Below are 23517 nucleotides of genomic sequence, written 5' to 3' on the forward strand. Positions count from 1 at the left end.
TCTCTCCAACTAGTCGATAATCAAATAGCGATGTATATCTCATTGCATTGACTAAACAATACCAGTCATGGCAATCATAATAATTGACTTTCACGATATTTTTTACTATCTTTACCAGTAGCAATAGGGCGAAAGCGTCCTGTTGATCTCCCCATTAAAAAAGAGACTCGCATATCCACGAGCCTCTTTTTATATAAAAACTAGCATAAGAAAAAGCTTTAATACCAATGTTTTTAAACACTGATATTAAAGCTTTTTTCGCAATATGGAGATGAGGGGAATTGAACCCCTGTCCAAACGCATTCTGTCACTGACCTCTACGATCATAGTTATATTACTTCAGCTTCACTAGTCCAAAGCGCCATATAACAGGGCTAAAATGAACTAGCTAACCTGTTGAACTCTTCTTAACCATTCAGGTGAGGTAGTTAAACGTAACTCGTTAAAGTTGATACCTATAATCGGCCACGAGTAAGCTAATTATAAGCAACACATGAGCTAAATTAAGCAGCTAATGCGTAAGAATTACTGTTTTTTGCAGTTAAATTTAATTGACGTTTTTACGTAGTCGTGACCTACGAATCGCAGTCAATGCGGATCTACGCCTGTCGAATCCCAAAACATCCCCTTGAGACTCTACTATTTTAACATAATCCGCATTAAAATGCGACTTTAAGAACCTACTTATCTAAATGTGCCAATCTTACAACGTCACGTTCAATCATCAATTCTTCATCAGTAGGTACAATCAAAGCGGTAATCTTTGAATCTGGCTTAGTGATGATCTTCTCACCATTCTTGTCGTTAGCTTCAAGATCAGGTTTCAAGCCTAAGAATTCCAAAGACTTCATTACTGATGCACGTACGCCTTCGTCGTGTTCACCGATACCTGCTGTAAAGGCAATAGTATCTACTCCACCCATTTCTGCAATGTAACTACCAACGTATTTAACTACACTGTTAACAAACATCTTGATGGCTAAATCAGCAGTTGGCTTTTCACTTTGAAGCAAATCACGCATATCAGGAGATACACCAGAAATACCCAATAACCCGGACTTCTTGTTCAATACTTTGATCATTTCATCCATTGAGTAATGTTCTTTTTCCATAATAAATTGTAAAGCAGATGGATCAACATCACCGGAACGAGTAGCCATCATTAAACCTGCCAAAGGACTAAAGCCCATTGAAGTATCAAATGATTTACCATTCTTTACCGCAGTAATTGAAGCTCCTGATCCTAAGTGCAATACCAAAAGCTTCATATCCTTCAAATCTTTACCCAATAATTCTGCGGTACGTTGTGCTACATAACGTACTGAAGTTCCATGAGCACCATATTTACGAACCTTGTAATTTTCATAGAATTCATATGGTAATGGATACAAGTAATGAACTTCATCTAGAGTTTGATGGAAGGCAGTATCAAACACACCAACTTGTGGAACTCCTGGCAATAACTTCATAAATGCTTGAATACCACGACCTTCTGCAGGGTTATGCAAAGGTGCATATTCAGTCAAATCAAAAATCTTTTTGAGTTCTTCTTCACCAACAAGAACGGAGTCCTTAAATTCTTCTCCACCTGCAACAATACGGTGTCCAACACCAACAATTTCGCTGAAATCTTCAACGACATTGTATTTCTTTAAGTTGTCGAGCAACAACTTCACAGCAGTTTCTTGATCTGGAACTGGCACTTCTTCAGCGTGCTTAGTTCCATCTGGTAACTTAATTTCAAAAGTAGAGCCTTCGAGTGCGACTCTATCTGCCATACCTTCTGCTAATACCTTTTCATCTGGTAATGAGAACAATTTATATTTAAAGGTTGAACTACCTGAGTTAATTGCTAAAACCTTTTTCATGAAAAACCTCCTGGATTTTTAGATATCAATTCACAAACTAATCATTAGTTTTAGTATACCACTCATTTAGCTTAACATTAAGCTTAAACAACGCTTCTTCTTCATTATTTCCTTCCAACTTTGTGAGCATAACGTTGTCTAAGGTAGCGTTTTCACCGTGATTTTGGAAAATTAACACTGATTTTTGATTGAATTTATTTTTGAACATTTTATCTGGTAATTCGACAATTGCTTTCAAATATACTTTATTTGCTAGCCATGGCATAAAATCTGCTCCAGTTTTACCAGATAGCATTGATTGTGGCACTACTAAAAATACCATACCTCCAGGTTTAAGGTTTTTAATAATTTGTTCTGTTAATAAAAGATGTGCGAATGAATGTCCCGTCTTAGATTTAGTTGCAAAATGCTTAACGTTTTCATCAAGTGGATAAAAACCTACTGGCAAATCACTAATAATAACATCTGGTTGCTCGATCATCCATGGCAAAATTGCATCCTGACAATACAGTTCAATGTTCAAATTATTTAAATGGGCTGCTACATCTGCCAAATCTAACATTTCTTCATCATTATCAATCCCATATAGTTGATACAAGTCTTTAGAATGATTAGCAGCCTTTAATTGACTGATTACTGAATACAATAAGTTTCCTGCTCCAATTGCAGGATCCATTACCGTTAATTGGCGATTCGGCAATAGCTTTTGCATGAAGAGTGCGATTACAATCGAGATTAATTGTGGGGTTGGCATTTGATTAGCATCTCTGCCATCATCATTAATGGCTTTCAAGGTTAAATATGTAAAAACTTGAGCCTTGTCTTTTTGACTAATCTTGTCATAGTTCAAAGTTTTATACATTGCACTGAGTTGATCAACCGTCTTAGGATCTGGTGCACCCATTTCAACCTTTATCTTGCCATTTTCTAAATTGTCAAACGTTTCCGTCAAAGCTTCACCGAAGGAAACATTTAGTGCTTCTTGCAAGGTGGTAACACAATTCAAAAATTGATTAAACAAGTGTTCCATATTGTTCATAAATCTACCTACTTTCCATTTCCCTTACTATTTTAAAGAAAGGGGAAAACTGGTGCAAGTAAAGTCAATTGGCTTCCAAATATTTAATAATCAGTTGATTGCTTACCATGTTGTCATAATAGATCTGGCAATATAGCTTTAAAAATAGTAGACAAGTTATCAGTACTAACATACTACTTAAAAGTGAACTAGCCTTTACTTTCTTTTTCATTAATCGTCTTTTCTTCTTTCAATTTAAAAAATAATTCTGATTTTCGCTGATCTTTTTCTGTAATCAAGATTTTAATAGTATCTGCACTAGTTTCGAATTTTGCATCACTAACATTAAGCAATAGTGGCATATGTCCACCTTTATTTGTCGTTACCCGAATCATAGATTGATATTGTTGAATTGCATAGTGCTTTAATTCTTTTCCGCTTTTAATGGCAAAACAGCTCTTCTTAGCGTTGGAGTATTTTGGTTCTGTATAAGACTTATCACTTTTATTGGCATGTAAAAAGCGATCGAATTGAACATAAGCATATGCAATTTCATCTTGATGCATATTCCAACTATTGGCAGTTTTTAAGTTCTGAAGTAGACCTTTCAAAGTAAACATGATCGCAATAGTGATTATAAGGGCAACCATGGTCTCGCTTAATAGAAAGCCCGGTTTTTTATTAATATTTATTTTTTTCGTCTTGATATTCATGATCATGGATTGTTATTTTCTTAAGATTATTAGTTTTCATAATATGTCTGGCTAAAGCTTGATCTGTCTTTCTTTCCATTTGAAAATTATTCTCATGAGTTGCCTTAATTATGGTAGAAAAAGTTGTTACTGCAATGCTAGCGATCAAGATTGCCAGTATCGCTTCCAATAGCAAAAAACCTTTACTAGTTTTCATTGACGCTTCTCCCCCATGTCATTTGTACTTTTAAGCGTTCCTTGCGCTTACCATCCGAAAAAGTCAATGTCCTAGGATTTACAGTACCTTCGCCCGAAATTGAAAAATTGTCAAGCCCAGATACTTTTATCTCAGAGTCAATTGTTAATCGTCTGCGATACTTGTTTCCAGTAAAGGTGATAGTAGATGATTCCGCAAAATAAGTAATATCCGTCGCACGCTTAGTCAAAATACTAACACGAGTCGCTTGCTCAAAAGCTGCCCTTATTTCTCTAACAGTATTTTCAAAAATCAATTGTCTTTGATATTCTCGTAAATTAAGTGAGCCTAAGCTTACCATAGCACAGGTAATAGCTAATACAATTACTGTTTCAATTACAGAAAAAGCTGGACTAGTTTTCCGATGGCTTTTCATTATCAACAATCTTACCATCATTAGAATCAATTGTTAGTTTATATTTAGCAGCTTTAGCAACTTGATCTTGGGTTAAGTATCCGGCTTTAGCCAAACTATCAATTTTAAGTTCTTTATCCTTGATATTATCGTCCATTTTATACAGCTCCACTTGAGTCTCAAGCGTCGTCTTAAATGCATCACGACTCTTATGATCCGCATTATCTTTTTGATGAATCAAATTTGGAGCGATAATGATCAACAAAATTACGATGATTGCAATTACCACTACCATTTCAATCAAAGTAAAACCTTTTTGTTGACGATTTTTTCTTAACAATCCTACTAAATATTGCTTGAGTTTTTTCATAAAAATAACCTCTCAATTTCTTACATTCCTTGCATCATGGCATACATTGGGAGCAATAATTTCAAATACATCCCTATCACACATAGCCCGATCAGTACAAAACAAACTGGCTGAACATTGACAACCATCTTTTCAATCTGATAGGTCAACTCCAAAAATAAACTTTTTCCTAAGAGAAGGCATTGTTGACTTAAAAATTTCCTTTTAGAACCTGTTTTTAAAAATAAGATCAATGAGTCTGGTAAAAACGGTTCTTCCTTGATGATTTCAACTAGAGCCTGTCCTTGTAGTAGCTTTTTTTGGATTTTAAGCCCTAAGGCCTGTTGCAATGATCCTTTTTGTTGATCGGCTGCATACTCACACATTTTTTGAAGTGAAAAGCCACTCGCTAGTAATAATCCAATGTCATACACCAAAATATATCTAATATAAAGGGTAATAGTTGGTCCAATTAGCGGATATTTTGCTAGCTTAGTTAATGAACGATAGTCTTGTTTTTTCAATAACCAAACAATCTGCGCTATCAAGCTACTGCCGCCAATTACACAAAGGACTAATACCAATATTAAGCAATCACCGCTATGATCTGACCCATTACCTAAATTGCTTACAACAAACGTTTGCATAAAAACCAGAAGCAAAGCCATCATCCCTGCCAATACAAAGGGATATGTTAACTCTGCTTGCAATTTTCTAATTTGCGCATGCTTCAATCGATGCAAAACCGACAATTGTTCAAGACACTCGATTAGATTTCCCTGTTGTAAAGATAAATTAATTTGTACAACCGTCGTATTTGAAAATCCTAATTTGAACAATTCATCTGCTAAACTTGCACCTGTTTGCATCCTTTCACTTAAACAATTTAAAGTTGTTGCTCGCTTAGGCCAAAGGGCTGGCATAATTTCGAGACTACTATTAATTGAAAAACCATTCTTCAAACTATTTTTCAAATAGTCGATGAAGGCTAACTGCTCATCATCAGTTAATTTATCCTTCTTCAAAGAGCTTGAAAGTCTCGGCATCAATTTTATCCTCCATTTCTAGCTGTTGCAGATTTTTCTTCCAAGAAACAAAATCTGCTCGCGCAGGCTGCTCAATTGCAGCTTTTAATGTTGCACCACTTGCAATATCCAACAGGCAAGTCAACTCACCCTGATTTGAAGGAATCAGCCTTTGATAACTGGCAGCCGTTAAACAATTGGCCAATTCTGAATTGGTAATACCTAGCCCTTCAAGTCGTGTAATAGTCTGCAAGGTACTTTTAGCATGAATTGTAGCCAAAACTAGATGTCCACTTAAAGCTGCATCAACTGCTAGTCTTGCTGTCCCGTGATCTCGAATTTCGCCAATGATCAAAATATCTGGGCGATGTCTTAGAGCAGCTTTGAGCAAACTAACATAGTCAATTCCCGCTTCATTATTGACTTGAGTTTGCAAGAAACTAGTTTCATGAACTTCAACTGGATCTTCAATCGTCATCACAACTTTATCTTGTCCTAATTCTTTAGCAAGCTCATACATTGTCGTGGTTTTTCCTGAACCCGTTGGTCCGCTCGTTAAAACCAATCCACGTTTTAAGGCTAATTCTTGCAACTGCTGTATTTGTTCTGGTAAATAATATTTACTCTTATTAATTGGATAAATAATTCTAATTACTAACGATTCTGCATCATTAAAATCACCTAAACTAGATAGCCTCAAGTAGTATTTCTTATCATCAAATAAATAGATCATTGCTCCTACCTGCGGTCGTCGGTGTTCTGAAATGTCCATCTGGGCAATATATTTAAAGTAATTAATTACTTCTATCCCCCTGCTGGTCGTTAACGAATCTAAAGTCATTACTCCTGTAGACAAGCGCAAATTTAAGTGATATTTGTTTTGATTAGGTAAAAGAAAAATATCGCTTGCGTGTGCAAGAATTGCTTGTTGGATAATTTGATCAACAATTTTCCTGATCTCCATTTTTTCACCCCCTATATATATAAATACGCAAAAAATCGAAAATTTTATTTTTTTTTTGAAAAAAATGCAAAAAAAAATACACCTAGTCAAAAACTAAGTGTACTTCTAAATAATTAATCTTCGTCTGCAGCAGCTGTGTAAACGTTTTGAACATCGTCATCATCTTCTAATGCATCAATAAGATGTTCAAATTGTTCTTTCTTTTCAGCTGGAACCGGAGTGGTGTTTTGTGGCAGCATGGTCAATTCAGACACTGCTAACTTGTAGCCACTCTTTTCAAGGGCATCGCGAACTTGAGCAAATTGCTTTGGATCAGTGTAAATTTCAAAAGCATCATCACTAGTTTGTAAATCATCGCCGCCTGCATCCATAACGTCAAGTAATACTTGATCTTCATCAGCATCAGTAGTTGAACGATCAATTACAATATAGCCCTTGCGATCGAACATGTATGCAACTGAACCTGTTGCACCCAATGAACCACCGTTTCTGGTAAAGGCAACTCTTACAGCTGAAGCAGTTCTATTTTTGTTATCAGTCAAAGCTTCAACTAAAACAGCAACACCACCTGGTGCGTAGCCTTCGTAAGTAATTTCATCGTAATGTTCTTCTGAATTACCTTCAGCTTTTTTAATTGCACGTTCAATGTTGTCCTTAGGCATATTGTTTGAACGTGCCTTATCAATAACTAAACGCAATGCAGGATTCCCTGAAGGGTCAGGACCACCACTCTTTGCAGCCATGTAAATTTCACGAGATAATTTTTGGAAAATTTTACCTCTCTTAGCGTCTTGCGCATTCTTGCGGCCTTGAATATTGTGCCATTTTGAATGTCCTGACATAAAGGATCCTTCTTTCTATCTTACAAATATCATTAACGATAATAATCTTAACTCAGAGCCAGTTAAAATTCAATATTCAAGCTGATTTATCCTGCTTTTTTCTACTATGAAAGTGATTAATTGTTAAAACCAGTAAGCATAGAATAATTGCACAAAAAACACCGCTTCCATCTAACATTACATCATGCACGCTTGGTGTACGATCTCCTGTTAAAAATTGATGGAATTCATCAAAAGCAGCAAGGCCAATAACTGCCAGCCAAGTTAGTATTGGAGCTACCCAACTAATGCGAAGTATGAACTAAAATGTGCTAATTTTCTAACTACAAATTGGGTCATTCCTGCTTGACCCCCATCTGTAGCAGCATCATGCCAGCGTCCCCCATAATAAATATTAAAATTACCAACAATATTCTCTAGCCATCCTAGATAACGATGAATAAATCCCGGTCTCATTTCTTGTTGATGATACGTCATCGAACTTGAAGCAAACAGCATTATCAGCACAAGCAGTGAAAGAATTAGAAAGATTTTTTCTTTAGTAGTAAAAGTAAATTTTTGCATATTATATCCCTTCTGCAATCGATTTACTTTTATCTTACCATGCTTTGATTTCTAAATTTTATAAAGGTTTTTAATGTTTTTTAACATCGGACTTTACTTTTACAGGAACAGGATTTTTCCATTCAGTCGTTAATGCGACTAAGGTCAATAAGATAATTGCAATACCGATTAATTGATTTGTCATAAGCCATATCCCTTCTTTTTACTTACTTTTTGTAACTATTATACACACTTTCTTTTAGTAAGTAAAGCGATTAAAAAATAATTTGTACTTAGGAAACGCTTACTAGTAGCGATTTTTTTCATAATGAGTAGAATAATATTATGTTAGAAAACTTTATATATAGAAAAGGATGAGAAATAACAAGTGGATGAGTTAGATGCACTAAACCCTGCCAAAAAATATATCTCTTGGCAGACATTGTTTTTAATGGCATTATGTACCGTTATTGGTCTTGATGACATTATGTATAATTTCCAAAATCAAGGAATGTCCGTAATCTTTTCTTGGATTGTAATGGTAATTTTTTACGTATTTCCATACTCCTTGATGGTTGGGCAGTTAGGTTCTGTTTTCAATAAAGAAGGTGGTGGCCTTTCTTCATGGGTTAGAGGTACTGATGGTGAATTCCTAGGTTACTTTACTGCATGGACATATTGGGCTGCTTCTATTCCTTACGCGGTTGATTCTGCTAACGAAATCATCGTTGACGTGGGTTGGGCATTTACAGGATCAGAAAAATTCCAAAGTATGATTCCTAACTCGTTATTTGCAATCTTGACGTTTGCCATGTTCATCATCTTTATTATTGTTGAACACCATTTTTCAAATTCAATGGAATTTTTGTCAACTATCGGTGGTGGCTTGATGGTTCTTATGACCATCCTGTTCGTTATTTTAGGTTTTGCTGCTTTTGCCAAAACCGGTGGTCATATGGCAACAACCAATTTCACTTGGAAATCAATTTTCCCTAAGTTCGACTGGCATTATTTCTCAACAATTGCAATGTTGATTTATGCGATGAACGGTTGTGAATTAGTTGGACCTTATGTAACTAAGATGAAGAATCCTAAGAATGATTTCCCTAAGGCAATGATTACTTTAGCGATCATGACTGCCTTCTTAACAATTTTCGGTTCATTCGCATTAGGTATCTACTTCAATGCTAACCATATGCCAAATGACCTTAAGATGAATGGTGCTTACTATGCATTCAAGATGATTGGTCATCAATATGGCGTTGGCGACTTCTTACTTTATGTTTGGGCATGGACTTCAGTATTCTTTAACTGTGCGTTACTAGCAGTTCTGTTGGACGCAATGACAAGAATGTTGATTTCTGATACTGGTGATCGTTATATGCCAAAATTCTTGCGTAAGAAAGATAAGAACGGTTTACCAATCAACGGATACATTTTAACTGTTTCTCTATCATCATTTATTATGATCTTAGGTATCTTCTTACCAGATATGAACGATATCTTTAACTGGCTATTAAACCTTAACGGTATTGTTTCACCTGGTGTTACTTGCTGGATCTTCTATTCATTTATGCGTATTAGAAAGAGTCCTGAAAAGTATAAATCAGATTATGTCTTCATCAAGAATGATAAATTGGCTTATGGTGCTGGTTTAATTTTGTTGGTCGTAACCGCAATAGCTACGATCATGGGAATCACTCCTCAAGACGTTGCTCAAGGCTCAGCTGTTTGGTGGTATGAATTGATCATCAATATCGTTTCCGTAGTCGTTTTGATTGGATTAGGTGCGATCTTACCAGGTATTCGTCAACGCGAACGTGAATATGGCATTGCATTTACTCGTAATCAATGGATTATCATGGGGATTTTGATTGTCGGTTCAATTATTTTTGGCGTTTACATGGGTAGTTTGAAACACTTACCATTGCGTGGTGCTTACATTGCCATTGAAGCTGTTATTGCTTTAATCATTACTTGGTTAGTTGGTAGACGTAAGCCGGTAACTGCATAATTTTATAAGCATAAAAAAGCAAATCATTGATCATTTTGATCTTTGATTTGCTTTTTATGTACCCAAAATTCTTCTAGAAATGTAGATTAAATATCGAAATTATCAGATAAGTCATACCACTTGCAATCACTGGACCAGCAGCCACTCCTTTAAACGCTACCACACCGATGATTGTACCTAATACCAACATTACTGTAACCTGTGGTACAGCTGCCAATTGATCTACGCCATATTTTGATAAAATAGCTACCGCTATTCCCGCCAAAATTGCAACCCATCCTGCTGGGGTTTTAAAGGCACTAAATAAATCATTAAACCCAATTTTTCCGGTTGCGATTGGAATTAAAATAGCTATTGAAATAATTGTAACTCCCCAATTTATACCTTTGGCCTGAATTTCAGGAAACCAATTATCATAAGTGTAAGGGATTAACTTTAAAACCATAACTGCAACTGTCGCAATGATTAAAGACCTATTCTTTCCCAGTAAAGCTACTGCTAAAATTAATCCCAAAAATAACCAACTTTGCATATTTTCGCTCATTTTTCTAGTTAATTGTCACTTCTCCTACTATATTTTGATCAAAGAAATTCTGAATCTCAGTAACATTCATTCCTTGTCCTAAAGCCCACATCAACTTAGTAATTGCGCTTTCTGAGGTCATATCGCGTGCACTGATTGCTCCCTCAAGCAAAGCCAATCGTCCTACCTCATAACGAGTCAAATCACTACGCTCATATAGACATTGACTACTTGCTATAACTGGAATTCCTTGCTTGATCAATTTACCAACAGCAGCTACCATGTTTCGACGAATATAGTTCATTCCCCCTAAACCATATGCTTCAACAACAATACCGCGACAACCGCTGTCAGCCATCGCAAATAATAGTACCGGATCAAACCCTGGAAAAAGTTTTACTAGGGAAACATGGGTTTCAATATTTGTATTAAGCTCACACTTGCCGGTTCCAAGTCCAGGATCAGATATCATATCTAGACCATCAGAAGTTACTCGTGCTATCGGTGGAACATTGACGCTTTCAAACGCATTAAAGTTGGTTGTTCTAACTTTCACCGTGCGACAGCCCAACATTACTTTTCTGTCAAAAGCTAGATAAATCCCCGGTTTACAACTTGCAGCAGCTGAAAAAGCCAACCGTAGATTATGGGGAGCATCACTAAGCACTACATCCATTGGAACTTGGCTTCCAGTTAAAACAACGGGAATTTCAATTTTTTGGAGCATAAAAGAAAGCATCGATGCAGTATAAGCCATCGTATCTGTACCATGCGATAAGACAATGCCATCATATTTTGTACGATATTTATAAATTTGCTCAGCAATGAATTTCCACTCTTCTGGTTGAATATTAGATGAATCTAGTTGCAAGATATCCCTTACATCAATTTGATACGGTAAGGGACCCAACATTGACAATAAATCTTGACCAGAATCTTGTGGAACCAGCCCCTCATTAGAGGCGCGAGATGCAATAGTTCCACCAGTTGATAATAGTAGCAATTTCTTCATTTTTTCACCCTAATTCTGCAATTTAGTCAATAATCCTTCGCATCCCCGCTTAATATCTTGATAAGCTGTTTCAAAATCATTAGTATACCAAGGATCATCAATATCGCGATAACTATCACAGAATTGCAACAACTTATATTCTTTATGATCCGGATCTCCTCCGGTTATCTGATTCATATCCATGAAGTTTTCTTCATCCATACAAATTAAATAATCATAGATCTGATAATCCTCTGCTGTCATTTTTCTAGCAGCACGGCTAGTATATGGGATCATTTTCTCTGTTAAAATGCGTTTAGTTCTAGGATCCATGTCCTGTCCTAAGGCATCAGTTGTTGCAGCTGCCGATACAATTTCAAATTGATCAGCTAGCCCCTTTTGCTTAACCAAATCTTTCATTACAAATTCTGCCATTGGTGAGCGACAAATATTTCCATGACAAACAAATAGAATTCTTTTCATCCGTTTTCCACCTCTAGTTAAATAATTTTCCTAAATAGAGTCCAAGAAATAAAAGTACAATACCTCCAAGATACGTTATTAGCGCATATTTTACAAATCCTAGATACTGCTTATTGCGGAACAATGTGGCTAATTCCACATTCAACGTTGAAAAAGTAGTATAGCCACCCATCATCCCCGTACCTAATAAAGCATAGATCAATGGCGAAGCTTTAAGACCAAATAGCAAGCCTAAAAATAATGTCCCTGTCAAATTTATTACTACCGTCTGTGTAGGTGCACCTGAATGTCGTCTATTAAATTCAGCCCAATGCTTTTTACCAAAATCAGTTATCACAACTCTTAACATTGCTCCCAAGGCTGCTCCAAACCCTGCATAAAGAATTAGCATTTACTTCAGCACCTTTCTTCCCATTTTTTGTCCACAAACTGTACCAAGATAAGCTATAAGAAAGCCCAAAATTACTGTAGCTATGAAATAGCCGACAGCATTAATTGAACCTGTCGTAATCAACTTATAAGTATCCAAATTAAAACTAGAGAAGGTAGTATAGGCTCCAACAAAGCCACTTCCCAGTCCAACCGTAAGCCATGGAGCTAACCGTGGATATTCCAATAAAAAATAGGTCAAAAAAGCCAAAATAAAACAACCAGTTAAGTTGGCAATGAGCGTACCCATAAAACTATAGCTGGCTGCCAAAATTGCTCGAAGACTGCCCCCTAAAAAGGCAAAAACTCCAACACTAAGATATTTTTTCAGTTCTTCCAAATAAATAACTTCCCTTTTTATAAAACTAATTTCTTAAGAGCTTTAGCAACTCCATTATGGTCATTATCGTCAGTTACGTAATCCGCACGTGCTTTAATATCTTCAATCGCATTACCCATTGCTACCTTATAGAAATCTGGATTATTGAACATCGACATATCATTGCCTTGATCACCAAAAATCATAACTTCCTTTGGTCTGATTTTTAGTCGTTCAGCCAAATTCATTAAACCATTGCCTTTAGATGCTCCAATAGCATTGATTTCAATGCAGTTATCTAAGCTACGAACAATATCATAGGATTGAAAAGCCCAATCTGGCAGAGCTTGCCATAGTTTTTCAACTTCATCGCTTGCCCGATCACAGGTAAAACTAACTTTGTTGAAAGTAAAATCCTGTGGAATTTCTTTTTTATCACGTACTCGTAATTCATTATTAGTAAAGGCTGCATTGATTTGCATCTGCACACAGAGATTCCGATCTAAGGTCCAAAAGCATTCAGTTGTCTCGAAATGCAAGTTAGCATGACTTAAGCGTTGCATGCGTAACATAGTAGTAAAATCTTGGTAATCCATTTCTTGACTCATCAAAACCTTGCCATCCAAAGCCTGAACCACTGCACCATTGAAGACTACTGCATATTGATCCGGCCCTTTTAAGCCTAAATCGTCAGCAAATTCTTTTACTCCAGAAAGTGGTCTGCCTGAAGCTAATACGACTTTGATTCCTTGATTGCTAACTTCTTGTAAAACTTTACGGGTTTCTGTTGAAATGTAATTGCCAGAAGTTAATAACGTGCCATCTAAATCGACACCGATCATTTTAATTGCCATAAAATTCATCCCCTTTTCCACTTCATAATTATACCAACTTTTTAGCTCTAGGCAGAAAAAAGCGTAACAAACTATTTCTAGTCTGCTACGCTATTATCCTACAGTAGTTTACTTTTCTGCAGCTTGATATGAAGCTTCAATTTCTTTAATTATGGCTTCGTCCTTTAAACCAATAGTTTCTTTAATTACTTGTTCTAATGGCTCTTCTTTAAGCATTGCCTGTAATTTAACACTTTCGCTGTCTTTAGGTTCATCAAAGTGATAAATCTTGCCAACAGTTTCCATTAATGCTTGGTAACTCAAACCTCTTTCTTTCAATTCACGAATTGGGCGAATAAATCTTTCGTTATAACTTAATTTACGAATTGGCGTTCTACCCACACGGGCTATGTCATCTGAAATATATGGATTTTGGAATCTGTTTACAATCTTCTCGTGATATGCTACCAGCTCAGATTCATCAAATTCCTGATTCCATTTATTAAGAATTAAAGATCTGGTTTCTCTCAATACGCGTTTAACTTGCTTCAATACTTGTTCATCTTTGATTGCTTCACCAATTGTTGAATATCCTAAGCTCTTTCCTGTATATGCAACCGTTGTATGTCCAGTATTTACTGAGAACAATTTTCTTTCAATATATGGTTTAAGATCTGGAGCATAGTGAACGCCTTTCAAGTGGATACTCTTATTCTTCATTTGACTTTCGTCAATAACCCATTCTTTGAAGTCTTCAACAGATACAAATAACGGATCTTCATTGTGTTGAATTGGAACAATCCGATCAACAGCCTCATTTGGAAAGCCAATAAATTTATCAACTTTAACTTTGATGGCATCATCCAAATGTTTATAGACTTCTTCTTTAAGGTGTTCTGAACCACCAATCATATTTTCACAGGCATGACATCTAATGGTTGCTCATTGCCTGCTACCAATCTAGCGGTTAAGCCTTCAGCAATTAATGGTGCAATAATGGCTAAAATTTTAGGACCAATAGCAGTAGTGATAATATCAGTAGTTTTTAATTGTATCAACAACTTTTTCAGGATTTTTAGCATTATTAATTCCTGCAACATTTGAAACGTGAATTTGCTTTTTACCTGGGGCTGCTAATTCAATATCGTATTCGCCACGTTTGTTCAATTCATCAATAATCGTTTCATTAACATCAACAAAATCTATCCCAAAACCACAATTATTTAGTTGCTTGATTCCCAATCATTTACTCTTCATCAACAGCGTTTGACAGACAGCCCCTTTTTCATTATTTATTCTTATATTATTCAACTGTTACACTCTTAGCCAAGTTACGTGGTTTATCGACATCTAAGCCCTTTTCTTTAGAAGCATAGTAAGCAAGCAATTGAGTTGGCACTACCGTTAATAGCGGCGACAAGTAGTAATTCAAATCAGGTAATACCACATCGTCGTTTTCCTTAGCGAATTGTTTGCCAACAATGGTAATTACGCTTGCTCCTCTTGAAGTTACTTCTTGAATATTGCCCCGAGTCAAATCAGCAGTAACTGGATCGTTGATCAAGGCAATAACAGGAGTACCGTCTTCAATTAAAGAAATAGTTCCATGCTTCAATTCAGCTGCTGCAAAGCCTTCAGTCTGGATATAAGATACTTCCTTTAATTTCAAGGCTCCCTCCAATGCTACAGCATGATCGATGCCACGACCAATGTAAAAGGCATTTCTTGATGCAATCAAGTATTTTTTAGCTAACTCAGCAAAACGTTCTTTACCATCAACAATTTCTTGAATCCCTTCGGCTGCTAATGCTAATTGATGTTTCAAGTCAAAATCTTTGGCATCTTGATTTGCTAATTTTTCACCAACAGCTTTTGCTAAAATTGCTTGTAATGCAATTTGTGCAGTATATGCCTTAGTTGAAGCTACGGCAATTTCTGGGCCCGCTTTAAGCAACATTGTGAAATCAGCTTCTCTTGATAATGTTGATCCTTCAACATTAGTCATAGTCAAACTAGTAATGCCACGCTTGTTAGCTTCCTTCAAAACAACTCTAGAATCAGCAGTTTCTCCTGATTGTGACAAGAAGATGAAGAGTGGACGTTTACTCATGATTGGGAAATGATAACCGGCTTCTGAAGCATATCCAACTTCAGTTGGAATTCCAGTATACTTTTCAAATAAATCTTTTCCAACCAATCCAGCATGATAACTGGTTCCAGCTGCAAAAATATAAATTCTATCAGCATTAGCCACTGCATCAACAATCTTTTGGTCAACTAATGGTTCTCCATTTTCATCAAGATAGTCTTGAGAAAGACGACGCATAACACCTGGTTGTTCATCGATTTCTTTCAACATGTAGAATTCATAAGTACCTTTTGAAGCAGCATTAGGATCAATATCAAGCACATGAGGTTCGCGAGTTACTTTTTCTCCATCAAGATTTTCAATCGTGTAGCCATCTTTGGTAATATCACCAACATCACCATCTTGAAGATCAACAAAAGTCTTAGTTTGATCCAAAACTGAAATCGCATCAGAAGCAATAATATTAAAGCCATTGCCTAGGCCCAACATCATTGGTGACTTGTTCTTAGCAATATAAACATGATCAGGTTGAGTATTATCAACCAACAAGAAAGCATATGATCCTTTAACCAACTTCAATGCTTTCTTGAAGGCACTAAAGCCATCAAGATTATTTTCACGAGCTAATTTACTGATTAATTGAACAACTACTTCAGTATCGGTTTCTGATTTAAAAGTTACACCTTGAAGATACTTTTCTTTTAATTCCAAGTAGTTTTCAATCACACCATTATGAACTAAATAAAAACGCTTTGTTTCATCAAAATGTGGGTGTGCATTATCAACAGTTGGTTTACCGTGAGTAGCCCAGCGAGTATGACCAATTCCAACTAAGCCTTGTTGTTCAGGAGTTAACTTTTCTTTTAAATTGCTAATTCTACCAACAGCTTTTACCAGGTATTCATGACCTGCTAAATCATTAAGATACATACCTGCAGAATCATAGCCACGATATTCAAGATTTGTTAAGCCATTTAAAATTAGGTCTCTTGCAGATTTTCCAACTACACCAACTATTCCACACATATTAACTTTCTCCTTTTGGTCTAGTTCAATTTTCAGAACTAAACCGGTAAACTTTTTTGTTGCAACAGTAATATTATCGCTTTATAAAAAATTGGTCAAGGCAAAAATCACAAAATTGGTTTATTTTTTTAAAATGTATAGACCAATTATGGAATTGGCAAACAAAAAAGACCCAACTTGTTGTTGAGTCTATATTCTATAATCGGAAATTTAAATCTTAGGCGCCCATTTCGGCTTCTACAACTTTAACTACTCGATCAACATATGCATCAGTTTCTTCTTGAGTAGGACCTTCAGCCATAACCCGCAATAAATCTTGTGTACCTGAAGGACGAACTAAAATACGACCATTTCCAGCCATATCAGCTTCTACTTCAGCAATAGCATCAAGAATTGGTTGGTGTTCACGCCAAGTTTGCTTTTTCTTGACTGGAACATTTACAAGACATTGAGGATAGTCTTTAAAATCAGACAATAATTCAGACAAAGACTTGCCTGTCTTCTTCATTACCAACATCAAATGAAGACCAGTAAGCATCCCATCACCAGTATTATGGTAATCGCTCATAATTACGTGACCTGATTGTTCACCACCAAGGTTATAGCCATTTGCACGCATTTCTTCAGAAACGTAACGGTCACCTACTTGAGTTCTAACATTCTTTAAGCCCTTGCGTTCCAATGCCTTAGTAAAGCCTAAGTTACTCATGACAGTAGTCACAATGGTGTCCTTCTTCAATCGGCCGTGTTCTGCTAAATAAGTTCCCAGAACATACATTATGTGATCACCATCAACTTCTTTACCATTTTCATCAACAGCAATGCAACGATCTGCATCCCCATCAAAAGCCAAACCTAATTGCGCACCTTGCTTAACCACTTCTTCTTGAAGTCTCTTAGTATGAGTTGCACCAACATGATCATTAATATTCAAGCCATTCGGATGAGTAGCGATAGTCGTGAAATCTACGCCACAGTCAGCAAACAATCGTGAAATAAGTGCACTTGCAGCACCATTTGCACCATCAATCACAACCTTAATGCCACTTAAATCTTCTGGGAGAGTATTTTCAATGAATTGTAAATATTTGGCACTACCTTCATGAAAATCGGTAACAGTTCCTAATCCTTCTGCTGAAGGACGTGGTAAAGTATCTTCTTCTGCATCGATTAACTTTTCAATTTCTTCTTCCATTTCATCAGAAAGCTTCAAGCCATCGCTACCAAAGAACTTAATACCATTATCTTCTACTGGATTATGTGAAGCTGAAATTTGTACTCCAGCATCTGCACCCTGAGCTCTAACCAAATATGACAAACCAGGAGTTGTAATAACACCAACTTCAAGTACTTCAATACCGACTGATAGCAAACCTGAAACAAGAGCATATTCAAGCATTTGTCCTGAAATTCTTGTATCTCTTGAAACCAAAACTCGTGCTTGTTTGCCATCGGCTTTTTCTTTAGTTAGAACATATCCTCCATCACGTCCTAACTTAAAAGCCATTTCTGGAGTCAAGCCTTTATTAGCTTCTCCACGAACTCCATCAGTACCAAAATATTTCAACATATAAAATTACCTCTTTCAAATAAACGATAGCTAACCCTTACTAATACCGCTGCTTGCTTTAACCTTGATCTGAACCCTAATTGTTTTTGGATCAGATGAGACTACTCCGGTTGGTAGTTTGACAGGAATATCTCTTACAGTTGAAGACTTTATTTTTGCCAGATCTACTGGTAAATCAATTTTGGAAATCTTCGCAAGCGTTGCTTTTGTGCCATATATCGTTATGTAGTTTTGTTTGGCAGTTAATGAATATACTTTTTCACTATCTTCATTTCTTGTGTCTAAAACCACTTTTACCTTTTTCTGTGACAATGATATTGGCACCGTAACTCTGGCAGTTGACGGTTGAATTACTACATTCAATTGATAGCCTGCTTTATCTTCACCAATTAAAATTACTTGTCGTTCATAATCGTGCTTAATTCCATTTGGCATTGTAACTTTAGCTACAATTCGATCAATATGGTTAACTTCACCGACTGAACCTGTAACTTCCACTTGACTCGGATCAACACTCGTCTTGCCAATTTCATAGCCATTAGCTACAGCATTTTTATTATACTCTATTTGCACCGGTAAAGAACGAGACTTTCGCAATTGGATATTAACTTTTATCTTTTTTGGATTTAAAGCATAAGATATTTGTCTGCTTAAGCCACTTACATGGACATTAACAACATGCGTACCAACGGTTTTATTTGTTAAATCAATATACACGCGAAAATTCTGAGTATTAACTGCAGACGTAACCAACGCATTAGAACCTTCAAGAGTAATCTTTACCTTCTCTGGATATCCTACAACGTAGTATTTATCTGTATCAACTGATACACGTAAAGGCACCTTGATTGTTATAGTTTCACTTGCCGTCTGCTGAGTTTTAGTATCTTCACCTTTAGTAACAAAACCTGTTTGGGTGTTATCAATATAAATAACCAATAGGATAGCAATTAACAATGACACTACTTTTAGAAACCAAGATTGATCCCAAAATTTATTCATCGATTAGCACCCCATTTCCAGATCTTATCGAGTACTTTTTGATACCAACTGCGCTCTTCCTCAGCTGGAACTAGAGCAGCATTTAAATATTTCAGATATTCTTCTTGCGTCATATCCAACAAGAAGCGCCCATTTCTAGTAATCGTTACGCCACCAGTTTCTTCTGACACAACAATAGTAATCGCATCTGTTACTTCTGAAATACCTATCGCCGCTCTGTGTCTTGTACCTAAGCGTTTTGGAATAATATTGCTATCTGATAAAGGCAAATATGCTGCTGCAACTGCGATTCGATTCTTATTAATTATTACTGCTCCATCATGCAATGGCGTATTTGGAATAAAAATATTAATCAACAATTCTCCAGTTACTTTCGCATCAAGCTTGATTCCAGTCTCAACGTAATCATCAAGACCAGTTTCTTGTTGAATCGTAATTAATGCACCAATACGACGCTTGGACATATATTGTATGGCTTTATCAAGCTCTTTTACAAGCTGAACCGACTCATCATGAATGCTCTTGCCACGTCCTCCAAACATCGGCATTCGCCCTAAATGTTCCAAACCACGTCTAATTTCCGGTTGAAAGATTATGATAATTCCCACAACAGACCAAGAAACTATCTGATCAAGAATATATGTTACTGCGTGTAACTGAGTGAACCCGGCTATAATCCTGACAATAAAGATCAACACGATTCCTTTTGCCAGTTGCACTGCCTTCGTTCCACGAACTAATAAAATCAACCGATAAACCAATAGCCAAATGATTAAAACATCCAGAGCAATCGAAATATTGTTTACAGTCAAAATATTGGCTAGGTTAAAATTATTCACATTGTCCTCCTCTCAATGTCTATGTTCTCTGTCTAGCGACCATACATCTTAAATTCCAAAAACAAATCATTATATGCCTGTGTTACCTTAGGACCTAGATCACGGTATACTTGCAAGTTTTTTAAAGTTGATGGATCTGGATAAAATTGCTTATCATTTTTGATACTCTTAGGAAGTAGCTTCATTGCAGCTTCATTTGGTGTAGCATAACCAACATATTCTGCATTTTGTGCTGCATTTTTAGGATCTAGCATAAAATTAATAAAGGCATAGGCAGCTTTCTTGTTTTTAGCGGTACGTGGGATCACAAAATTATCAAACCACAAATTTGAACCTTCTTTAGGAACCACATAGTGTAAATGAGAATTATTGGCCATCATATCAGCTGCTTCACCTGACCAGCTAACACCAATGGCTGCTTCATTTTGGACCATGTACATCTTCATTTCGTCAGCAATTACCGCTTTAACATTTGATCCTAAACCATTTAATTTGGTCAAAGCTAGCCGCAATTTCAATAAATTAGTCGTATTCATCGAATATCCTAGCGATACCAGAGCAAAACCCATGATATCACGAGCGGAATCTACTAATAAAATGTTATTGCGATATTTTTTTGACCACAGATCATCCCATTTGGTAATTGAACCTGGCCGAACAAACTTATCATTGTAGATAATGCCAAGCGTACCCCAGAAATATGGAATTGAAAATTCATTTTTCTTATCAAATGATTGATGAATAAAACTGTTCCCTAAATATTTGAAGTTAGAAAGCTTATTAGGATCAATTTTGTCAAGCAAATGTGCTTTTTCCATCTTAGTAACCATGTATTCTGATGGGACTGCGATATCATAAGCGGTACCCCCTTGTTTAATTTTAGTATACATAGCTTCATTGGAATCAAAAGTTTCATAAATAATATGATAGCCCGTTTGATGTTCAAACTTCTTGATTAATGCAGGATCAAGATAATCTCCCCAGTTATAGATAATCAAGCTTTGTTTTTTAGCTTTGACTGCTGGCTGTTCAAGCCTTGAAACTTCATATCCTAGTCCAAGACATACCAATAAGATTGCAGCTACTGCATACAATATTTTTTTCATTTGATTAGCCCCCGCATCATTCGTTTAGCTTTTTTGCTTCTCTTAGTAGTCATAAAGTAATAGATTACCACCAAAACTAACACAAATAGAAACATCACTGTACTCAAGGCATTAATTTCAAGATCAATTCCTTGGCGAGCACGAGAATAAATTTCAACTGAGAGAGTTGAAAAGCCATTCCCAGTAACAAAGAAAGTTACAGCAAAATCATCCAATGAATAGGTTAATGCCATAAATAAGCCAGAGGCAATACCTGGTAAAATAGCAGGAATAATGACATTGCTAAAGACTTGATAGCCATTGGCCCCTAGATCTCGAGCAGCATCAACTAAGGTATAATCCATTTCATTTAGTCTTGGCAAAACCATTAATACTACAATTGGAACAGAAAAGGCAATATGACTTAGAAGCACTGAGCCAAAGTTTAGACCAATTCCAAGTGCAGTAAAAAATACCAAAAAACTTGCACCAATAATAACGTCTGGTGAAACCATCAACACGTTATTCAATGCCAACAGCATATTTTTATGGCGTTTACGTCGAACTTGTGAAATAGCAATCGCTCCCATAGTCCCAATGATCGTCGCAATTAAACTTGATAGTAGGGCTAAAATGATCGTTTCTAAGAAAATTGCTAATAAGCGGTTATCCGTAAACAAAGTTTGGTAGTGAGCTAACGTAAAGTGTTGAAATTTATTCATATTTTTCCCACTAGAAAAGGAAAAATAAATCAAATAAAAGATCGGAATATACAACACAATAAGAACTAAGTATAGATAAGTTTTAGCAAAAGATATTCTTTTTCTCATAGCTCCACCTTCTTTCGCTTAATTTTGCTACCTGTTAAGATCATCACTGCAACCATCAAGATGATTAAGATCACACCGATCGTTGCACCCATGTTCCAGTTCATGGTTGTCATGAAGTATTCCTCAATTGCAGTACCCAAAGTAATTACTCGGTTACCACCAATCAATCTGGTTAACATGAACAATGATAATGATGGAATAAAAATCGCTTGAATACCGCTTTCTACTCCTGGCCAAGATAAAGGCCACAAAACATATTTAAAGGTTTGCCATTTGCTTGCACCGAGGTCTTCTGAAGCTTGGATAATTACCGGATTAATTTCCTTAATCGCATTATAGATTGGCAAGATCATAAAGGGAATTTCAATATAAGTTGCTACAAACATAAAAGCAAAATCAGTAAACAGGATGTTGACTGGGCTGATTCCAAACAAACCTAAGAATTGATTTACCAAGCCACTATTACTCAATAAGCCAATAAAAGCATAGGCTTTTAACAACAAATTGATCCAAGTTGGCAAAATAATGAGCAATAACCACAGTTGTTGATTTTTCATCCTAGTTAAATAATATGCAGCAGGATAAGAAATTATCAAAGTTACCAAAGTAATCAAAAACGCATACCAAAAAGAATTTAGCATCATTCGCAAAAAAGTCCCATTGGTAAAAAATTCTTCAAAATTAACAAGCGTTAAATGCTGGCTACTATCAGTTATGGAATACCACAGAATCAACAAAATTGGCAAAATAACGAAGAGAATGATCCATAATAAATATGGAATCATAAATAAAACTTTGGTCTTTTTACTATTCATTTCTTTCTGCTCCCTCGTAACGTTCCAATCTAGCATCGAAGTCTTCTTGACTTTCGTGCTTTCTCATAACATGAATGTCCTCAGGATCAAAATACAAGCCCAACGGCTCATTTAATTTGCAGCCATTAGTCGAATGAATCAACCACTCGTTTTCATCACTGTCAAAAGCCTTAATCTCAAAGTGGTCGCCCAAAAATAGTTGAGTTTTAGCGGTTACCAATAATTTCCCGTCTTCAGGCTTGGTAATATCTAAATCTTCAGGTCGGATGACAATTTCAACCTCTTCATTAGGTTTCATCCCCGCATCAGCACATTGAAAACGTTTGTTGGCAAATTCAACTTCAAAGTCCTTAACCATAATTCCTGGCAAAATATTAGAATCACCAATGAAGCGAGCAACAAAATCATTGATTGGTTCATCGTAAATATCAACTGGGCTACCATTTTGTTCGATCTTACCATCATTCAAAACAAAGATCTCGTCGCTCATCGAAAGTGCCTCTTCTTGATCATGCGTAACAAAAATAAAAGTAATCCCTAATTTTTCCTGAATTGCTCTCAATTCAAATTGCATTTCTTTGCGAAGTCGCTTATCCAATGCTGACAAAGATTCATCCAAAAGTAAGACCTTTGGCTTATTAACAATTGCTCTTGCGATTGCCACCCTTTGTTGTTGACCACCACTAAGCTCTGAAATTTCACGGTTCGCATAGCCATCAAGCCGAACCGTATGCAAGGCATCCTTAACTAGTGGCTT

24 protein-coding genes, 1 other RNA gene and 2 pseudogenes are annotated in these 23517 nt (G+C 36.2%); 1 reads left to right on the forward strand and 26 read right to left on the reverse strand.

Translation table 11 applies throughout. The features are described 5' to 3' along the window. Positions 1–263: 263 nt before the first annotated feature. The 11 genes and pseudogenes from ssrA to BN52_RS05860 form a co-directional block, all read right to left on the reverse strand. Positions 264–628, reverse strand: a transfer-messenger RNA (tmRNA) gene (gene ssrA / locus BN52_RS09855). 52 nt (positions 629–680) lie between these two features. Next, positions 681–1868 carry an acetate/propionate family kinase gene (locus BN52_RS05815; protein WP_008473427.1) on the reverse strand — a complete coding sequence of 396 codons (1188 nt, stop codon included), beginning with the start codon at positions 1866–1868 and terminating at the stop codon, positions 681–683. A 37-nt stretch (positions 1869–1905) separates the two neighbouring features. Continuing rightward, positions 1906–2907, reverse strand: a complete 1002-nt coding sequence (locus BN52_RS05820; protein ID WP_008473429.1) for a class I SAM-dependent methyltransferase — start codon at positions 2905–2907, stop codon at positions 1906–1908. Positions 2908–3095: 188 nt separating this feature from the next. After that, on the reverse strand, positions 3096–3536 hold the full coding sequence (locus BN52_RS05825) for a ComGF family competence protein (RefSeq protein WP_040473432.1): 441 nt from the start codon (positions 3534–3536) through the stop codon (positions 3096–3098). A gap of 31 nt (positions 3537–3567) precedes the next feature. Further along, on the reverse strand, positions 3568–3795 hold the full coding sequence (locus BN52_RS05830) for a hypothetical protein (protein ID WP_008473432.1): 228 nt from the start codon (positions 3793–3795) through the stop codon (positions 3568–3570). After that, the gene (locus BN52_RS05835) at positions 3785–4210 is read right to left on the reverse strand and encodes a prepilin-type cleavage/methylation protein (RefSeq protein ID WP_008473433.1); all 426 of its coding nucleotides are present in this window, start codon (positions 4208–4210) and stop codon (positions 3785–3787) included. Before BN52_RS05835 ends, BN52_RS05830 begins: the two co-directional genes overlap by 11 nt. Beyond that, entirely contained in the window at positions 4188–4559 is a 372-nt protein-coding gene (gene comGC, locus BN52_RS05840) for a competence type IV pilus major pilin ComGC (protein WP_008473434.1), read from the reverse strand. The genes BN52_RS05835 and comGC overlap by 23 nt, the downstream gene beginning before the upstream one ends. A gap of 20 nt (positions 4560–4579) precedes the next feature. Then, positions 4580–5584 carry a type II secretion system F family protein gene (locus BN52_RS05845; protein ID WP_008473435.1) on the reverse strand — a complete coding sequence of 335 codons (1005 nt, stop codon included), beginning with the start codon at positions 5582–5584 and terminating at the stop codon, positions 4580–4582. After that, complete coding sequence (gene comGA / locus BN52_RS05850; RefSeq protein ID WP_008473436.1) at positions 5550–6527, reverse strand: competence type IV pilus ATPase ComGA; 978 nt, start codon at positions 6525–6527, stop codon at positions 5550–5552. Before comGA ends, BN52_RS05845 begins: the two co-directional genes overlap by 35 nt. A 113-nt stretch (positions 6528–6640) precedes the next feature. Beyond that, positions 6641–7369 carry a YebC/PmpR family DNA-binding transcriptional regulator gene (locus BN52_RS05855; protein WP_008473437.1) on the reverse strand — a complete coding sequence of 243 codons (729 nt, stop codon included), beginning with the start codon at positions 7367–7369 and terminating at the stop codon, positions 6641–6643. 76 nt (positions 7370–7445) lie between these two features. Then, positions 7446–7933 (reverse strand): annotated as a pseudogene (locus tag BN52_RS05860) (VanZ family protein). A gap of 367 nt (positions 7934–8300) precedes the next feature. Between BN52_RS05860 and BN52_RS05865 the strand changes: the two are divergent. After that, the gene (locus BN52_RS05865) at positions 8301–9926 is read left to right on the forward strand and encodes an APC family permease (protein ID WP_008473441.1); all 1626 of its coding nucleotides are present in this window, start codon (positions 8301–8303) and stop codon (positions 9924–9926) included. A 73-nt stretch (positions 9927–9999) separates the two neighbouring features. Here BN52_RS05865 and BN52_RS05870 read toward each other — a convergent pair whose 3' ends face one another. From BN52_RS05870 to BN52_RS05940, 15 genes and pseudogenes are all read right to left on the reverse strand, one after another. Beyond that, the gene (locus tag BN52_RS05870) at positions 10000–10458 is read right to left on the reverse strand and encodes a DUF441 domain-containing protein (protein ID WP_040473440.1); all 459 of its coding nucleotides are present in this window, start codon (positions 10456–10458) and stop codon (positions 10000–10002) included. Between the two features lie 16 nt (positions 10459–10474). After that, positions 10475–11461 (reverse strand): asparaginase, encoded by a 987-nt coding sequence (locus BN52_RS05875; protein WP_008473443.1) that lies wholly within the window; start codon positions 11459–11461, stop codon positions 10475–10477. A 9-nt stretch (positions 11462–11470) separates the two neighbouring features. Continuing rightward, complete coding sequence (locus BN52_RS05880; protein ID WP_008473444.1) at positions 11471–11923, reverse strand: low molecular weight protein-tyrosine-phosphatase; 453 nt, start codon at positions 11921–11923, stop codon at positions 11471–11473. Positions 11924–11936: 13 nt separating this feature from the next. Next, positions 11937–12314, reverse strand: a complete 378-nt coding sequence (crcB, locus tag BN52_RS05885) for a fluoride efflux transporter CrcB (RefSeq protein WP_008473445.1) — start codon at positions 12312–12314, stop codon at positions 11937–11939. Further along, a complete protein-coding gene (locus BN52_RS05890) occupies positions 12315–12692 on the reverse strand; it encodes a fluoride efflux transporter FluC (protein WP_008473447.1) in 378 nt (125 codons plus the stop codon). It lies immediately after the preceding gene. Positions 12693–12709: 17 nt separating this feature from the next. Beyond that, complete coding sequence (locus BN52_RS05895; protein WP_008473448.1) at positions 12710–13525, reverse strand: Cof-type HAD-IIB family hydrolase; 816 nt, start codon at positions 13523–13525, stop codon at positions 12710–12712. A 108-nt stretch (positions 13526–13633) separates the two neighbouring features. Continuing rightward, positions 13634–14719 (reverse strand): annotated as a pseudogene (locus tag BN52_RS05900) (mannitol-1-phosphate 5-dehydrogenase); the annotation flags it as partial. A gap of 88 nt (positions 14720–14807) precedes the next feature. Then, on the reverse strand, positions 14808–16619 hold the full coding sequence (glmS, locus tag BN52_RS05905; RefSeq protein WP_008473452.1) for a glutamine--fructose-6-phosphate transaminase (isomerizing): 1812 nt from the start codon (positions 16617–16619) through the stop codon (positions 14808–14810). 217 nt (positions 16620–16836) lie between these two features. After that, entirely contained in the window at positions 16837–18189 is a 1353-nt protein-coding gene (gene glmM, locus BN52_RS05910) for a phosphoglucosamine mutase (RefSeq protein WP_008473455.1), read from the reverse strand. 30 nt (positions 18190–18219) lie between these two features. Then, positions 18220–19191 carry a CdaR family protein gene (locus BN52_RS05915; protein WP_008473456.1) on the reverse strand — a complete coding sequence of 324 codons (972 nt, stop codon included), beginning with the start codon at positions 19189–19191 and terminating at the stop codon, positions 18220–18222. Beyond that, positions 19188–20030, reverse strand: a complete 843-nt coding sequence (gene cdaA / locus BN52_RS05920; protein ID WP_008473457.1) for a diadenylate cyclase CdaA — start codon at positions 20028–20030, stop codon at positions 19188–19190. The genes BN52_RS05915 and cdaA overlap by 4 nt, the downstream gene beginning before the upstream one ends. A gap of 32 nt (positions 20031–20062) precedes the next feature. Then, positions 20063–21136: an ABC transporter substrate-binding protein gene (locus tag BN52_RS05925; protein WP_008473458.1), complete on the reverse strand. Its 1074-nt coding sequence runs from the start codon at positions 21134–21136 to the stop codon at positions 20063–20065. Next, entirely contained in the window at positions 21133–21945 is an 813-nt protein-coding gene (locus BN52_RS05930) for an ABC transporter permease (RefSeq protein WP_008473459.1), read from the reverse strand. The genes BN52_RS05925 and BN52_RS05930 overlap by 4 nt, the downstream gene beginning before the upstream one ends. Next, complete coding sequence (locus BN52_RS05935; RefSeq protein ID WP_040473434.1) at positions 21942–22760, reverse strand: ABC transporter permease; 819 nt, start codon at positions 22758–22760, stop codon at positions 21942–21944. The genes BN52_RS05930 and BN52_RS05935 overlap by 4 nt, the downstream gene beginning before the upstream one ends. After that, positions 22753–23517, reverse strand: a 765-nt coding sequence (locus BN52_RS05940; RefSeq protein ID WP_040473435.1) for an ABC transporter ATP-binding protein, incomplete at its 5' end; no start/stop codon positions are given. The genes BN52_RS05935 and BN52_RS05940, both read right to left, overlap by 8 nt.

Origin of the sequence: Lactobacillus gigeriorum DSM 23908 = CRBIP 24.85 (genome assembly GCF_000296855.1) — a bacterium.
Taxonomy (GTDB): domain Bacteria; phylum Bacillota; class Bacilli; order Lactobacillales; family Lactobacillaceae; genus Lactobacillus; species Lactobacillus gigeriorum.

Bases quoted from the DNA above. Each gene is read 5' to 3' on its own strand.
- comGC (WP_008473434.1), bottom strand. From the start codon at position 4,559: ATGAAAAAACTCAAGCAATATTTAGTAGGATTGTTAAGAAAAAATCGT.
- BN52_RS05925 (WP_008473458.1), bottom strand. From the start codon at position 21,136: ATGAAAAAAATATTGTATGCAGTAGCTGCAATCTTATTGGTATGTCTT.
- glmM (WP_008473455.1), bottom strand. From the start codon at position 18,189: ATGTTGAAATATTTTGGTACTGATGGAGTTCGTGGAGAAGCTAATAAA.
- BN52_RS05880 (WP_008473444.1), bottom strand. From the start codon at position 11,923: ATGAAAAGAATTCTATTTGTTTGTCATGGAAATATTTGTCGCTCACCA.
- BN52_RS05845 (WP_008473435.1), bottom strand. From the start codon at position 5,584: ATGCCGAGACTTTCAAGCTCTTTGAAGAAGGATAAATTAACTGATGAT.
- BN52_RS05825 (WP_040473432.1), bottom strand. From the start codon at position 3,536: ATGGTTGCCCTTATAATCACTATTGCGATCATGTTTACTTTGAAAGGT.
- BN52_RS05820 (WP_008473429.1), bottom strand. From the start codon at position 2,907: ATGAACAATATGGAACACTTGTTTAATCAATTTTTGAATTGTGTTACC.
- BN52_RS05855 (WP_008473437.1), bottom strand. From the start codon at position 7,369: ATGTCAGGACATTCAAAATGGCACAATATTCAAGGCCGCAAGAATGCG.
- BN52_RS05870 (WP_040473440.1), bottom strand. From the start codon at position 10,458: ATGCAAAGTTGGTTATTTTTGGGATTAATTTTAGCAGTAGCTTTACTG.
- glmS (WP_008473452.1), bottom strand. From the start codon at position 16,619: ATGTGTGGAATAGTTGGTGTAGTTGGAAAATCTGCAAGAGACCTAATT.
- crcB (WP_008473445.1), bottom strand. From the start codon at position 12,314: ATGCTAATTCTTTATGCAGGGTTTGGAGCAGCCTTGGGAGCAATGTTA.
- BN52_RS05895 (WP_008473448.1), bottom strand. From the start codon at position 13,525: ATGGCAATTAAAATGATCGGTGTCGATTTAGATGGCACGTTATTAACT.
- BN52_RS05935 (WP_040473434.1), bottom strand. From the start codon at position 22,760: ATGAATAGTAAAAAGACCAAAGTTTTATTTATGATTCCATATTTATTA.
- BN52_RS05830 (WP_008473432.1), bottom strand. From the start codon at position 3,795: ATGAAAACTAGTAAAGGTTTTTTGCTATTGGAAGCGATACTGGCAATC.
- BN52_RS05875 (WP_008473443.1), bottom strand. From the start codon at position 11,461: ATGAAGAAATTGCTACTATTATCAACTGGTGGAACTATTGCATCTCGC.
- BN52_RS05835 (WP_008473433.1), bottom strand. From the start codon at position 4,210: ATGAAAAGCCATCGGAAAACTAGTCCAGCTTTTTCTGTAATTGAAACA.
- BN52_RS05915 (WP_008473456.1), bottom strand. From the start codon at position 19,191: ATGAATAAATTTTGGGATCAATCTTGGTTTCTAAAAGTAGTGTCATTG.
- BN52_RS05815 (WP_008473427.1), bottom strand. From the start codon at position 1,868: ATGAAAAAGGTTTTAGCAATTAACTCAGGTAGTTCAACCTTTAAATAT.
- BN52_RS05930 (WP_008473459.1), bottom strand. From the start codon at position 21,945: ATGAGAAAAAGAATATCTTTTGCTAAAACTTATCTATACTTAGTTCTT.
- comGA (WP_008473436.1), bottom strand. From the start codon at position 6,527: ATGGAGATCAGGAAAATTGTTGATCAAATTATCCAACAAGCAATTCTT.